Annotated in this window: 13 protein-coding genes and 1 pseudogene; all 14 read right to left on the bottom strand. The window is 69.5% G+C overall.

The window, feature by feature from the left end:
- Positions 1-22: 22 nt before the first annotated feature.
- Positions 23-868: an orotidine-5'-phosphate decarboxylase gene (pyrF, locus tag EAO79_RS13905; protein ID WP_193555813.1), complete on the bottom strand. Its 846-nt coding sequence runs from the start codon at positions 866-868 to the stop codon at positions 23-25.
- A complete protein-coding gene (gene carB / locus EAO79_RS13900) occupies positions 865-4155 on the bottom strand; it encodes a carbamoyl-phosphate synthase large subunit (RefSeq protein ID WP_124769344.1) in 3291 nt (1096 codons plus the stop codon). The genes pyrF and carB overlap by 4 nt, the downstream gene beginning before the upstream one ends.
- On the bottom strand, positions 4155-5321 hold the full coding sequence (carA, locus tag EAO79_RS13895) for a glutamine-hydrolyzing carbamoyl-phosphate synthase small subunit (protein ID WP_079705931.1): 1167 nt from the start codon (positions 5319-5321) through the stop codon (positions 4155-4157). Before carA ends, carB begins: the two co-directional genes overlap by 1 nt.
- 2 nt (positions 5322-5323) lie before the next feature.
- Positions 5324-5911, bottom strand: a complete 588-nt coding sequence (locus EAO79_RS13890; protein ID WP_124769343.1) for a hypothetical protein — start codon at positions 5909-5911, stop codon at positions 5324-5326.
- Complete coding sequence (locus tag EAO79_RS13885; protein WP_206428239.1) at positions 5911-7278, bottom strand: dihydroorotase; 1368 nt, start codon at positions 7276-7278, stop codon at positions 5911-5913. Before EAO79_RS13885 ends, EAO79_RS13890 begins: the two co-directional genes overlap by 1 nt.
- Positions 7271-8230, bottom strand: coding sequence for an aspartate carbamoyltransferase catalytic subunit (locus EAO79_RS13880; RefSeq protein ID WP_071260160.1), 960 nt, complete (start codon positions 8228-8230; stop codon positions 7271-7273). Before EAO79_RS13880 ends, EAO79_RS13885 begins: the two co-directional genes overlap by 8 nt.
- Positions 8227-8772: pseudogene (pyrR, locus tag EAO79_RS13875) on the bottom strand (bifunctional pyr operon transcriptional regulator/uracil phosphoribosyltransferase PyrR); the annotation flags it as partial. The gene EAO79_RS13880 and the pseudogene pyrR, both read right to left, overlap by 4 nt.
- 68 nt (positions 8773-8840) lie before the next feature.
- A complete protein-coding gene (locus EAO79_RS13870) occupies positions 8841-9251 on the bottom strand; it encodes a VOC family protein (protein ID WP_086473292.1) in 411 nt (136 codons plus the stop codon).
- Positions 9252-9253: 2 nt separating this feature from the next.
- Positions 9254-9670, bottom strand: coding sequence for a transcription antitermination factor NusB (gene nusB / locus EAO79_RS13865; protein WP_064293834.1), 417 nt, complete (start codon positions 9668-9670; stop codon positions 9254-9256).
- Positions 9667-10230 carry an elongation factor P gene (efp, locus tag EAO79_RS13860; protein WP_056005785.1) on the bottom strand — a complete coding sequence of 188 codons (564 nt, stop codon included), beginning with the start codon at positions 10228-10230 and terminating at the stop codon, positions 9667-9669. The genes nusB and efp overlap by 4 nt, the downstream gene beginning before the upstream one ends.
- Before the next feature lie 116 nt (positions 10231-10346).
- Positions 10347-10790, bottom strand: coding sequence for a type II 3-dehydroquinate dehydratase (locus EAO79_RS13855; protein ID WP_124769342.1), 444 nt, complete (start codon positions 10788-10790; stop codon positions 10347-10349).
- 52 nt (positions 10791-10842) lie between these two features.
- Positions 10843-11940 (bottom strand): 3-dehydroquinate synthase, encoded by a 1098-nt coding sequence (gene aroB / locus EAO79_RS13850; protein WP_124769341.1) that lies wholly within the window; start codon positions 11938-11940, stop codon positions 10843-10845.
- Positions 11937-12455: a shikimate kinase gene (locus EAO79_RS13845; RefSeq protein WP_124769340.1), complete on the bottom strand. Its 519-nt coding sequence runs from the start codon at positions 12453-12455 to the stop codon at positions 11937-11939. Before EAO79_RS13845 ends, aroB begins: the two co-directional genes overlap by 4 nt.
- Positions 12448-13662: a chorismate synthase gene (aroC, locus tag EAO79_RS13840; RefSeq protein WP_124769339.1), complete on the bottom strand. Its 1215-nt coding sequence runs from the start codon at positions 13660-13662 to the stop codon at positions 12448-12450. The genes EAO79_RS13845 and aroC overlap by 8 nt, the downstream gene beginning before the upstream one ends.
- Positions 13663-13702 lie beyond the last annotated feature (40 nt).

The raw sequence follows: 13702 nt of genomic DNA, 5'->3' as shown, positions 1-13702 counted from the left end.
ACTGGGCTGGTCCTGCTCCTGGTCAACCACGGGCGCTCCTCACGGCTGCGACGGAACGTTCGACGGCGTCCGCGATCCCCGAGGGTCCAGCCGCGAGGAGGCTCCGGGACTCGGAGACGATGACGCCCGGCGCGAGGTCGCCGTAGATGGATCCGAGGTCGGCGACCGAGGCCCCCTGGTGGCCGAACCCGGGTGCCAGGATCGGGAGCGTGGTCGTCGGCGGTACCTCCGTCAGGCCGAACTCCTCGAGACGGAGCGTGGCTCCGATGACCGCACCGATCGAACCGGTAGCCCCGGGGTGGTGCCGTGCGTTCCAGTGGTCGATCTCCTCGAGCATCGACGCCGCGACGGTGAGGCCGGCCCTGTCCTCGGCGAGCTGGACGTCGCGACCCTCCGGGTTCGAGGTCGCCGTCAGCACGAACACGCCCTTGCCGTGCTGCTCGGCGAGCTCGAGTACCGGCTGCAGTGAGCCGAAGCCGAGATAGGGGTTCACGGTGAGGGCGTCGACCTCCAGCGGTGAACCGGGGGTCAGCCACGCTTCGGCATAGCCCTCCATGCTCGTCCCGATCTCACCGCGCTTGGCGTCGCCGATCACGAGGAGCCCGGCGTCGCGTGCCGCGGCGAGGACCCCTTCGAGGGCGATGTACCCGGCCGACCCGAACCGTTCGAAGAACGCCACCTGCGGCTTGACGATCCCGGCGCGACCGGCTGCGGCCTCGACGACGGCGAGGCCGAAGGCCCCCGCGCCGGCGGCGGTGTCGGGCAGCCCCCACGCCTCGAGCAGGAAGCGGTGCGGATCGATGCCGACGCAGAGTCGGCCCGACCGGATGAAGACCTCGTCCAGTCGGGTTCCGAAGGAAGCCGTCACGAGCGCGCAGCCCGATCGAGTGCGTACTCCTGGAGCGAGCGGACCTCGAAGCCCCCGCCGAGTGCCTCGAAGGAGCCGACCGCTGCGGTGAGCTGCGCGATCGTCGTGAAGAGCGGCTTGTCGGCCGCGACGGCGGCCGCGCGGATCTCGTAGCCGTCCGCGCGAGCCGACCGGCCACTCGGGGTGTTGATGACCATGTCGACCTCGTCGCGGTTGATCAGGTCGACGATCGAGTCGTCCTCGCCCGCGGCCGTGGTCTCGCTGTACTTGCGCACCGTCCGGGCACTGATGCCGTTCCGGTTCAGCACCTCGGCCGTGCCGTCGGTCGCGAGGATGTCGAACCCGAGCTGCTGGAGGCGCAGCACCGGCAGGATGATCGAGCGCTTGTCGCGGTCGGAGACCGAGACGAACACCGTTCCGCTCGACGGCAGGCCGCCGTAGGCCGCCTCCTGGCTCTTCGCGAACGCGCGCGGGAAGTCCTTGTCGATGCCCATCACCTCGCCGGTGGAGCGCATCTCCGGGCCGAGCACGCTGTCGACGATCTGGCCGTCCTTCGTGCGGAAGCGCTTGAAGGGCAGCACGGCCTCCTTGACCGACACCGGGGAGTCGATCGGGACCCGGGATCCGTCGACCGGGGGCAGGAGCCCGGAGTCCTTGAGCTCGGCGACCGTCGCGCCGGTCATGATGAGTGATGCGGCCTTCGCCAGCGGGATGCCGAGCGCCTTCGACACGAACGGCACCGTGCGGGACGCACGCGGGTTCGCCTCGATGACGTAGAGGATGCCGGCGCCGATCGCGAACTGGACGTTCAGCAGACCGCGCACGCCGATCCCCTGGGCGATCGCGAGCGTCGCGTTCCGCACGCGGTCGATCTCGGCACGACCGAGCGAGACGGGCGGCAGGGTGCAGCTCGAGTCGCCCGAGTGGATCCCGGCCTCCTCGATGTGCTCCATGACGCCACCGATGTAGAGCTCCTCGCCGTCGAACAGGGCGTCGACGTCGATCTCGATCGCGTCGTCGAGGAAGTGGTCGACGAGCAGCGGCTGGGCCGGGCCCACGATGCCCTGGTCCTCGATGCGCACGAAGTAGTCCGTGAGCGAGGCGCTGTCGTAGATGATCTCCATGCCGCGTCCGCCGAGCACGAAGCTCGGGCGGACGAGGACCGGGTAGCCGATCTCCTCGGCGACGCGCAGCGCACCCTCGATCTCCACCGCGGTGCCGTTCTTCGGTGCGACGAGGCCGGCGGCGTCCAGGATCTCCTGGAACTGGCCGCGCTCCTCGGCGAGGTCGATGGCGGTCGGCGTGGTGCCGAGGATCGGGACGCCGGCGGCCTCGAGCCCCTTCGCGAGCCCGAGCGCCGTCTGGCCGCCGAGCTGGACGACGACACCGACGAGTTCGCCCGACTCGCTCTCGGCGTGGATGACCTCGAGGACGTCCTCGAGCGTGAGCGGCTCGAAGTAGAGTCGGTCGCTCGTGTCGTAGTCCGTCGAGACGGTCTCCGGGTTGCAGTTGATCATGATGGTCTCGAAGCCGGCGGCCTGCAAGGCGAAGGACGCGTGCACGCAGGAGTAGTCGAACTCGATGCCCTGGCCGATGCGGTTCGGGCCGGACCCGAGGATGACCACCTTGCGGCGGTCGCTCGCGACCACCTCGGTCTCGGTGTCGTAGCTCGAGTAGTGGTACGGGGTGAGCGCCGGGAACTCGCCGGCGCACGTGTCGACCGTCTTGTAGACCGGGCGGACACCGAGGATGTGCCGGACCTCGCGCACCTCCTGCTCGCCGAACCCGCGCAGCTGACCGATCTGCGCGTCCGAGAAGCCGTGGTTCTTCGCGGTACGGAGCACCTCGGTGTCGAGGCGTTCCGCCGCGGCGATCCAGTCGGCGACGTCGTTGATCAGGACGATCTGGTCGATGAACCACGGGTCGATCTTGGTGGCTTCGAAGACCTGCTCAGCGGTGGCCCCCTTGCGGAGCGCCTGCTGCACGACGACGATGCGGCCGTCGGTCGGGGTCTTCATGACCTCGAGCAGCTCCTCGACACTGCGGGACTCGTCGCCCCAGTGGAAGCTGGAACCGCGCTTCTCGAGCGACCGCAGCGCCTTCTGCAGGGCGGTGGCGTAGTTGCGTCCGATGGCCATCGCCTCACCCACCGACTTCATGGTGGTCGTGAGCCTCGGGTCGGCGGCGGGGAACTTCTCGAACGCGAAGCGCGGGACCTTCACGACGACGTAGTCGAGCGTGGGCTCGAAGCTCGCGGGCGTGACCTTCGTGATGTCGTTCGGGATCTCGTCGAGGCGGTACCCGATGGCCAGCTTCGCCGCGATCTTCGCGATCGGGAAGCCGGTCGCCTTCGAGGCGAGGGCACTCGAGCGGGAGACGCGCGGGTTCATCTCGATGACGATGATGCGGCCGTCGGCCGGGTCGACCGCGAACTGGATGTTGCAGCCGCCGGTGTCGACGCCGACCGCGCGGATGATGTCGATACCGATGTCGCGGAGCTTCTGGTACTCGCGGTCCGTCAGCGTCAGGGCGGGGGCCACCGTGATCGAGTCCCCGGTGTGCACGCCGACCGGGTCGACGTTCTCGATCGAGCAGACGACGACGGTGTTGTCGGCCGTGTCGCGCATGAGCTCGAGCTCGTACTCCTTCCAGCCGAGGATCGACTCCTCGAGGAGCACCTCGGTGGTCGGGCTCTGGTGGAGGCCGTCGCCGACGATTCGGCGGAGCTCCGTCTCGGTGTATGCGAATCCCGAGCCGAGGCCGCCCATGGTGAACGAGGGGCGCACGACCAGCGGGTAGCCGAGGTCCTCGGCGTAGCCGACGGCCTCCTCGACCGTGTGGGCGATGTACGAACGGGCCACGTCCGCGCCCGCGTCGAGCACGAGCTGCTTGAAGATCTGGCGGTCCTCGCCCTTGTTGATCGCCTCGAAGTTCGCGCCGATGAGCTCGACGTCGTACTTCTCGAGGATGCCATGCTCGTGCAGCTGGATCGCGGCGTTCAACGCCGTCTGGCCGCCGAGGGTCGGCAGGATCGCGTCGGGCTTCTCCTTCGCGATGATCGTCTCGATGACCTGCCAGGTGATCGGCTCGACGTAGGTCGCGTCGGCGAAGTCGGGGTCGGTCATGATGGTCGCCGGGTTCGAGTTGACGAGGATGACGCGGACGCCCTCCTCGCGCAGCACGCGGCATGCCTGGGTGCCCGAGTAGTCGAACTCGGCGGCCTGCCCGATGACGATCGGCCCGGAGCCGATGACGAGGACGCTGTTGATGTCGTCGCGCTTGGGCACTAGTTGTTCTCCTTGGTGCTGGAAGTGGTGGCGTGGCCGGTCACGAGGTCGCGGAACCGGTCGAACAGGTAGACCGCGTCGTGCGGACCCGAGGCGGACTCGGGGTGGTACTGGACGGAGAACGCGGGGATGTCGATGCAGTTGATGCCCTCGACGACCTCGTCGTTCAGGCTGTAGTGGCTGACCTCGGCGAGGCCGAACCCGGCGGGCGTCTCGTGTCTGCCCTCGATCGGGAGGTCGACCGCGAAACCGTGGTTCTGCGAGGTGATCTCCACCCGACCGGTCGCCTTGTCGAGCACCGGCTGATTGATCCCGCGGTGACCGAACGGCAGCTTGTAGGTCTCGAAGCCGAGCGCGCGCCCGAGTAGCTGGTTGCCGAAGCAGATGCCGAAGTACGGCACGCCCGCGCGGAGCACGTCCTGCAGGAGGGCGACGTGCGCGTCGCTCGCAGCCGGGTCACCGGGGCCGTTGGAGAAGAACAGTGCGGACGGTTCGAGCGCGAGGACCTCGGCCGAGGTCACCGACTGCGGCAGCACCACGACGTCGAAGCCGCGAGCGGCGAGGTGGTTGAGCGTCGACGTCTTGACGCCGAGGTCGAGGACCGCGACGGAACCAACGCGCTCGCCCACCGCCGGCACGGTGTACTGCTCGGTCGTGGAGACCTCGCTCGACAGGTTCAGACCGGCCATCTGCGCGCCGGCCCGGACGAGACTGAGCTGCTCGGCGCCGGACAACTCGAAGTCCTCGCCGGAGAACACGCCGCCGCGCATGGAACCGGCGGAACGGATGTGCCGGGTCACCGCGCGGGTGTCGATGCCGCTGATGCCCACGACGCCGTCCTGGACGAGTTCGTCGTCGAGCGAGCGGTCCGCTCGGAAGTTCGAGACGACGCGCGACGCGTCACGCACCACGTATCCGGCGACCCAGACGCGGGCGGACTCCATGTCCTCGCGGTTGACGCCGGTGTTGCCGATGTGCGGCGCGGTCATCAGGACGATCTGTCCGGCGTAGGACGGGTCGGTCAGCGTCTCCTGGTAGCCGGTCATGCCGGTGGCGAAGACGACCTCGCCGAGCGTGCGGCCGGTCGCGCCGTAGGCGTGCCCGACGTAACGGTTGCCGTCCTCGAGGACGAGTACCGCTGGACTGGGTGGGGTGAAGGAGGTCATGGTCAAGCCCTCTCGTGAGGCGGTGGGGTGGAGTCGTCGGCCGAGGTGATGTCGGCGACGGTGTCTGGGGTGCCGGTCGGCCGGAGTCCGGCGTCCGCGGCGGGGATGAGGCTCGTGACGGTGTCGATGATGCGGGCGCGGTCCGCCTGCTCGAGGACGCGGAAGGTGCTGTCCGCGATCACCGTCGGGACGGGGCGCCAGCTCAGGCGGATGAGCCCGCCCGGCTCGACGACCCGGTCGATCGTGAGGTTGGTCTGGTCGACGCCGACGATGCTCGTCGCCGGGATGAACGTCGGCCGCTCCCCCGGGACGTCGACGACGACTCCGGCGGCACCGAGTTCGAGCGTGACCCGGGATCGGTAGCGCAGTCCCTGCAACGCCAGCCGTTCGAGCGGCTGGTCGTGCTTCGACGTCGCGACGTAGAGGACCTCGACCGTCAGTGACGGGACCGGCCGCGGGTCGGGGAGCTCCGCGAGGGGACCGACCTGGGCGTCGCGCGCGACGCGGCGTCGCCAGGCGAAGGCCATGAGGGCGAGGATGCCGAGGAGGACGAGGGCGACGAGGACGGCCGCGAGGATCCGCCCGTCCATCAGTGCTCGACCTCCGCGGATCGCGCGGCACGGCGTGCTGCGGCCGCGACCTGCTCCGTCGGGAGCACGGCGCCGTCCAGGACGGTCGCGTAGCCCCGGTGGAAGGTGGCGACGACGCGGCCGGGCAGCTCCAGGCCGAGGTAGGGCGAGTTCACGCCCTTGCCGGCCAGGTCGGCCGTGCCGAACGGACGGGTGGCGGCGGTGTCGTAGAGCACGACCTCCGCCGGAGCACCGGCCTCGATCGAAGCCCCCTGCCCGGTGATCCGTCCGATCCTCGCCGGCGTCGCCGAGAGCACCCGGGCGACGTCGTTCCAGTCCAGGAGCCCGGTCGCGACCATCGACGCGTGCACGACGGAGAGGGCGGACTCGAGGCCCACCATGCCGTTCGCGGCGGCGTCCCACTCGCAGTCCTTGGCCTCGACCGGGTGCGGTGCGTGGTCCGTCGCGACGATGTCGATCGTGCCGTCCGCGAGGGCCTCGCGCAGCACCTGGACGTCCTCCGCCCGTCGCAGGGGCGGGTTCACCTTGTACCGGGCGTCGTAGCTCGCCACCAGCTCCTCCGTGAGCAGCAGGTGGTGCGGCGTGACCTCGGCCGTGACGGGGATGCCCCGGGCCTTCGCCCAGCGGATGACGTCGACGGAACCGGCCGTCGAGACGTGGCAGATGTGGAGGCGGGAACCCACGTGCTCGGCGAGGAGCACGTCGCGGGCGATGATCGACTCCTCAGCGACAGCCGGCCATCCGGTGAGACCGAGCTCGCCGGAGAGTGCGCCCTCGTTCATTTGCGCACCGACAGTGAGTCGGGGCTCCTGCGCGTGCTGGGCGATCACGCCGTCGAAGGCCTTCACGTACTCCAGCGCGCGACGCATGAGCAGCGGGTCGGACACGCAGAGGCCGTCGTCCGAGAAGACCCGGACCTTGGCGCGTGAGGAGGCCATGGCGCCGAGTTCGGCGAGTCGTTCTCCGGCGAGTCCGACCGTCACGGCACCGATCGGCTGCACCGTGGCGTAGCCGGCGCGCTCACCGAGCGACTGCTCCTGCTCGACGACCCCGGCCGTGTCGGCCACCGGCGAGGTGTTGGCCATCGCGAACACCGCGGTGAAGCCGCCGGCGGCTGCGGCACGCGTGCCGGTGAGCACCGTCTCGCTCTGCTCGAACCCGGGTTCCCGGAGATGCGTGTGGAGGTCGACGAGCCCGGGCAGCGCGAGGAGGCCGTCCGCGTCGACGACGGTCGCGCCGACGGCGCTCAGCCCGGAGCCGCGTTCCGCGATCCGTCCGTCGCGCAGGAGGATGTCGGTGCGTGTCCCGTCGGCGAGCGTCGCTCCGGTGATCAGGGTGACGTCGTGGTTCGAAGTGGGCTCAGACACGGGTGGATTCCTCTCGATCGCCGGACAGCAGCAGGTACAACGCGGCCATCCGGACCGACACCCCGTTGGCGACCTGTTCGAGGACGGTCGACCGGGGTGAGTCGGCTGCCCCGGACGAGATCTCCAGACCGCGGTTCATCGGCCCGGGGTGCATGACAATGCTAGCCGGATCGAGGCGGGCGAGCCGCTCGTCGTCGAGCCCCCAGCGCCTGGAATACTCCCGGCTGTTCGGGAAAAAGGCGGCGTGCATGCGTTCGGACTGGATCCGGAGCATCATCAGCACGTCGGGACGCTGGGCGATCGCGTCGTCCAGGTCGTAGCGGACCGTTGCCGGCCAGGGGCCGAGGTCCACCGGAAGCAGTGTCGGCGGGGCGACGAGGGTGACCTCGGCGCCGAGCGTGTCGAGCAGCCAGACGTTCGATCGGGCGACCCGGGAATGCAGGATGTCGCCGACGATCGTCACCGCCACCCCGTCGAGCGCGCGACCGCGGGAACGCTCGCCGTGGAGGCGCTTGCGCATCGTGAACGCGTCCAGGAGGGCCTGCGTCGGGTGCTCGTGCGTCCCGTCCCCCGCGTTCAGGATGCCGGCGTCGATCCAGCCGCTGTCGGCGAGGGTCTGCGGCGCACCGGAGGCGGAGTGTCGGATCACGACGGCGTCGGCGTGCATCGCGGCGAGGGTCTGTGCGGTGTCCTTCAGGCTCTCGCCCTTCGAGACGCTCGACCCCTTCGCGCTGAAGGTGATGACGTCTGCGGACAGCCGTTTGGCGGCAGCCTCGAACGAGATGCGCGTGCGGGTCGAGTCCTCGAAGAAGAGGTTGACGACCGTCTTCCCACGGAGGGTCGGGAGCTTGCGGACCTCACGGAACTGCGTCTCGGCCATGTCCTCCGCGACGTCGAGGATCTCGATCGCCTCGTCGCGGGTGAGGGTCTTCGTCGACAGCAGGTGCCTCATTCGCCGCTCCCCTCGATCGTCACCGAGTCGTCGCCGTCGAACTCCGTGAGCCGGACGAAGATGCGCTCCGCCTGCGAGGAGGGCAGGTTCTTCCCCACGAAGTCGGGGCGGATCGGGAGCTCGCGGTGGCCGCGGTCGACGAGCGCGGCGAGCCGCACGACGCGCGGGCGGCCCAGGTCGGTCAGTGCGTCGAGGGCGGCGCGGATCGTGCGTCCCGAGTACAGGACGTCGTCGACGAGGACGACCGTGCGCCCGTCGATCCCCTGTGGCGGGAGCGTCGTGGGCTGCGGTGCACGGGTCGGGTGCTTCGCCAGGTCGTCGCGGTACATCGTGACGTCGAGTGCACCCGAGACGATGGTCGCGCCCGAGATCGAGGAGATCGTGGCGGCGATCCGCTTGGCGAGGATGACCCCGCGCGTCGGGATGCCCAGGATCACGAGGTCGTCTGCTCCGCGGTTGGACTCGAGGATCTCGTGGGAGATCCGAGTCAACGCCCGCGCGATGTCAGCTTCGTGCAGCACGGTACGTGCGCTCATCGCCGACTCCCTTCTCCGCCTCTCTGGACGGTCTTAAAGGTTGTCTTGGTCAACACCCGAGCCTAGCAGTCGGATCAGGCCTCGTAGAGCTCCAACGGGAGGCCGTCGGGATCGAAGAAGAACAGCATCTTGCGCGAGGTGTGCGGGTCGATCCGGACGTCTTCGACGCGGACACCCAGCTCCACCAGACGGGCGTGGCCGGCGTCGACGTCGTCGACGGCGAAGGCGAGGTGCCGCAGTCCGAGCGCTTCGGGCCCGGATGCGCGCGCCGGCGGGTCCGGGAAGGAGAACAGCTCGATGAGGTACTCACCGTTCAGGGCGAGGTCGCCCATCCAGGAGTCACGCTCGGCCCGGTACACCTCGGTGAGCAGCTCGCAGCCGAGCACCGAGGTGTAGAAGCGCTTGGAGGCCTCGTAGTCGCTGGCGATGATCGCGATGTGGTGCACGCGCTTCAGCGGCAGGGCCGCGCCGGTCTCGTCGCTCATCGTCACCGCGGGTTGATCTGCGAGATCTTACCGAGCAGGCCGTTGATGAAGCCGGCCGAGTCGTCGGTCGACAGCGTCTTGGCCGCCTCGACCGCTTCGTCGATGGCGACGCCGTGCGGCACCTCGTCGTTGAACAGGATCTCCCAGATCGCGATCCGGAGGATGGCCCGGTCGACCGTGGGCATCCGCGCGAGCGTCCAGCCCTGCGCGTACGTCTCGATCTGTTCGTCGATCTCCTCGGCGTGGTCACCGACACCGTCGACGATCTCTCTCGCGTACAACCAGGAGGCCTGGCGGTCGGGCTCGCTGACGGCGCGAGAGGCTTCCGCGGACAGGACTTCAGCGAGGGTCTGCTGACGGACGTCGGCCTGGTAGAGCAGATCGAGGGCGCGCTTGCGCGCCTTGGTACGAGCGCTCACTCGTTGACGCGACCGAGGTAGTCACCCGTGCGGGTGTCGACCTTGACCTTGGTGCCGGTCTCGAGGAAGAGCGGGACCTGGATCTCGTAGCCGGTCTCGACGGTCGCCGGCTTCGTGCCACCGGTCGAGCGGTCGCCCTGGAGCCCGGGTTCCGTGTAGGTGACCTCGAGGATGACCGACGCGGGGAGCTCGACGTACAGGGGGTTGCCGTTGTTGAGGGCGACCGTGACGTCCTGGTTCTCGAGGAGGAAGTTCTTGGTGTCGCCGACGACGACGGCGGGGATGGTGATCTGGTCGTAGTCGCTCTTGTCCATGAAGACGAAGGAGTCGCCGTCCGCGTACAGGTAGGTGAAGTCGCGGCGGTCGACGTTCTCGACGTCGATCTTCGTGCCGGCGTTGTACGTCTTGTCGACGACCTTGCCGGTCATGATGTTCTTCATCTTGGTGCGGACGAACGCGCCACCCTTGCCCGGCTTGACGTGCTGGAACTCGATCACCGTCCAGAGCTGCCCGTCGATGTTCAGGACGATGCCGTTCTTGATGTCAGCGGTAGAAGCCATGCGCGAGAATGTCCGTTCGTGGAAAGTGTGCGGCCGGATACGACCCAACGAACGAGTGTAACCGCTGCGAGGACCCGTGACCAACGCGCCCGTGGTGGACCAGGGCGCCTCGCACGTCACTCGGTGCTGCGGCGGACCACGAGGTCGAGGGCGAGGCGGTACGAGTCGAAGCCGAAACCGGCGATCACGCCGGTCGCGACACCGGAGATCACGCTCGTGTGACGGAACGCCTCGCGGGCATGCGGATTCGAGAGGTGCACCTCGACGAGCAGGAGGCCCGCCTTCGTGACCATGGCCGCCGCGTCGCGGAGCCCGTAGCTGTAGTGGGTGAACGCCGCGGGGTTCAGGATCACGGACGTCCCGGAGTCGACGGCCTCGTGGAGCCAGCCGATCAGCTCGCCTTCGTCGTCCGTCTGACGCAGGTCGATCCGCGTCCCGTCGCCAGCGTCGGTCTCGAGCACGGTGCGCAGCGCATCGAGGTCGGCCGAGCCGTAGACGTCGGGTTCACGGCTGCCGAGGCGTCCGAGGTTCGGTCCGTTGAGGACGAGCACGGTGGTCATGAGTCGAGGGTATCCGTTCGGGACGAGCGCTCGCGGAGCGCGCCGGCGTCGGTCAGGAGCCGATCTCCTGGTAGGCGGCGAAGAGCAGCGAGGCCTCGGGCCCCTGGAGGACGGTCGGCTTGGCGAGGTCGTCGAGCACGATGAACCGCAACATCGAACCACGCGTCTTCTTGTCGCGCTGCATCGTCGCGAGCAGGGTGTTCCAGCGACCCACCGGATAGGCGATCGGCAGGCTGAGGAGCTCCAGGACGCGACGGTGGCGGTCGACGGCCTCGTCCGACAGTCGGCCGGCGAGGCGGGACAGCTCGGCGACGTACATCATGCCGATCGCCACCGCGGCACCGTGTCGCCACTGGTACCGCTCGGCGTGCTCGATGGCGTGCCCCAGCGTGTGCCCGTAGTTGAGGATCTCGCGGAGGCCCTGCTCGGTGAAGTCCTCGCTGACGACGTCGGCCTTCATCCGGATCGCGAGCTCGATGCAGCGGCGGAAGGCGGGCGTGTCGGGGTCGGTCGCGGCGTCGACGTCGGCCTCGATGAGGTCGAGGATCTCCGGGTAGCGGATGAACCCGGCCTTGGCCACCTCGGCGAACCCGGCGAGGATCTCGTTCTTCGGGAGGGTGTCGAGCGTGTCGAGATCGCAGACGACGGCGGCCGGGGCGTAGAAGGCGCCGACGAGGTTCTTGCCTTCCGCGGTGTTGATGCCCGTCTTACCGCCCACGGCCGCGTCGACCATGCCGAGGACCGTCGTGGGGACCTGCACGAGTCGGACGCCGCGCAGCCAGGTGGCGGCGACGAAGCCCGCGAGGTCGGTGACCGCGCCACCGCCGAAGCCGATGACCGCGTCGGACCGCGTGAAGTCGGCCTGCCCGAGGACTCCCCAGCAGAACGCGGCGACCTCGACCCGTTTCCCGGCCTCGGCGTCCGGCACCTCGGCGAGCAGCACCTGGTACCGGTCGCTCAGGGTCTCGCGCAGCTTGGCCGCCTTCTCGCCCAGCGTCGCCGGGTGGACGATGAGGACCCGCTGCACGCCGGTCCCGAGGGCGTCGACGAGCACGTCCTCCAGCCCTCTCCCGATCGTGATGGGGTACGGGGAGGATCCCGTCACCTCGATGACGGTCCGCTCGGTCGGGGTGGTCGGTTCGGTGCTCATGCAGGCTCCTTCACCCAGGCGACGAGCTCGTCGACGATGCCTGAGATGGGTCGGTGCGAGGTGTCGAAGGTGACATCCGCGAGTCGTTCGTACACGGGACGCCGGGCGGTGGCGATGCGCGACCACGCGCCGGGGTCGTCGCGGAGCAGTGGACGCTTGTCGAGGTTGGCCCGTGCCAGCACGGCCTCCTCGGTGACCGTCAGCAGCACGACGCGTGCGTCGGCGAGATCACGCTGCGTGTCCTCGTCGAGGACCGCTCCCCCGCCGAGCGACACGATCGCCGGCTGCTCGAGCGCGGCGGCGACCGCCGCCCGCTCCAGGGCGCGGAAGTGCGCCTCGCCGTGTTGCTCGAAGATGCGCGCGATCGCGCCGTGCTCGCCGGACACGACGCTGTCGGTGTCGACGAACGGCAGGCCCAGCCGCTTCGCCAACTGCTTGCCGACCCGGCTCTTCCCCGACCCCATCGGTCCGATGAGGACGACGGGGAGTCGGAGATCGGCGGCCTGCTCAGGCATCGGCGCTGGAGGCGTGGTCGCCTCGCGTGCGCAGGTTGGACGGGATCGCTGCCAGGTACCCGTCGAGGTTGCGCTTCGTCTCGGGGACGGAGTCGCCACCGAACTTCTCGAGGACCGCTTCGGCGAGGACCAGGGCCACCATCGCCTCGGCCACGACACCGGAGGCCGGGACCGCGCAGACGTCCGAGCGCTGGTGGTGTGCGGTGGCGGCCTCGCTCGTCGCGACGTCGACGGTGCGGAGCGAGTGCGGGACGGTCGCGATCGGCTTCATGCCGGCGCGGACACGGAGGACGGTGCCGGTGGTCATGCCGCCCTCGGTGCCGCCGGCGCGGTCGCTCTGTCGTGCGATGCCGTCGCTCTCCTGGACGAGCTCGTCGTGGGCCGCGGAACCGCGACGCGTCGTCGTGAGGAAGCCGTCGCCGACCTCCACACCCTTGATGGCCTGGATGCCCATGAGCGCTGCTGCGAGCCGTGCGTCGAGTCGGCGGTCCCAGTGGACGTAGGAGCCGAGTCCCGGTGGGAGTCCGTAGGCCAGGACCTCGACGATGCCGCCGAGGGTGTCGCCGTCCTTCTTGGCCGCATCGACCTCGGCGACCATGCGCTCCGAGGTCCCCTTGTCGAAGCAGCGCAGCGGATCGGCGTCGAGCGCGTCGACGTCGGCCGGGACCGGCAGCGGGCTGTCTTCGGGAACGCGCACGGGCCCGATCGACAGCGTGTGGCTGACCAGGGTGATGCCCAGCTCGCCGAGGAAGGAGCGCGCGACGGCACCCAGGGCCACTCGCGCAGCGGTCTCGCGTGCGCTGGCGCGTTCGAGCACGGGACGCGCCTCGTCGAAACCGTACTTCTGCATGCCCGTCAGGTCGGCGTGCCCGGGACGCGGGCGGGTGAGCGCGGCGCTGCGGCCACGCGACTTGTCGGAGATCTCGGTCGGCTCGGGGCTCATGACCTCGGCCCACTTCGGCCATTCGGTGTTGCCGATGCGGATCGCGATCGGGCTGCCCATGGAGAAGCCGTGGCGGACGCCGCCGGACAGGTTGAGCTCGTCCTCCTCGAACTTCATGCGGGATCCTCGGCCGTAGCCGAGCTTCCGTCGGGCGAGGTCGGCGCGGACGCCGTCCATGGAGATGGGGACGCCGGACGGGAGTCCCTCGAGGACGGCGATGAGTTCCGGGCCGTGAGACTCTCCGGCAGTGAGCCAACGAAGCATGGTCCTATCCTTCCATAGAGCCGGGACGCGACCGTGCGCC

It is taken from the genome of Plantibacter sp. PA-3-X8 (assembly GCF_003856975.1).
Classification (GTDB): Bacteria; Actinomycetota; Actinomycetes; order Actinomycetales; family Microbacteriaceae; genus Plantibacter; species Plantibacter auratus.
Note: the sequence above shows the minus strand (reverse complement) of the source record. Positions and strands in the feature narration are given on the sequence as shown.

Bases quoted from the DNA above. Each gene is read 5' to 3' on its own strand.
- EAO79_RS13845 (WP_124769340.1), bottom strand. From the start codon at position 12,455: ATGCCTGAGCAGGCCGCCGATCTCCGACTCCCCGTCGTCCTCATCGGA.
- EAO79_RS13890 (WP_124769343.1), bottom strand. From the start codon at position 5,911: ATGGACGGGCGGATCCTCGCGGCCGTCCTCGTCGCCCTCGTCCTCCTC.
- EAO79_RS13880 (WP_071260160.1), bottom strand. From the start codon at position 8,230: ATGAGGCACCTGCTGTCGACGAAGACCCTCACCCGCGACGAGGCGATC.
- aroB (WP_124769341.1), bottom strand. From the start codon at position 11,940: ATGAGCACCGAACCGACCACCCCGACCGAGCGGACCGTCATCGAGGTG.
- aroC (WP_124769339.1), bottom strand. From the start codon at position 13,662: ATGCTTCGTTGGCTCACTGCCGGAGAGTCTCACGGCCCGGAACTCATC.
- EAO79_RS13855 (WP_124769342.1), bottom strand. From the start codon at position 10,790: ATGACCACCGTGCTCGTCCTCAACGGACCGAACCTCGGACGCCTCGGC.
- EAO79_RS13870 (WP_086473292.1), bottom strand. From the start codon at position 9,251: ATGAGCGACGAGACCGGCGCGGCCCTGCCGCTGAAGCGCGTGCACCAC.
- efp (WP_056005785.1), bottom strand. From the start codon at position 10,230: ATGGCTTCTACCGCTGACATCAAGAACGGCATCGTCCTGAACATCGAC.
- carA (WP_079705931.1), bottom strand. From the start codon at position 5,321: ATGACCTCCTTCACCCCACCCAGTCCAGCGGTACTCGTCCTCGAGGAC.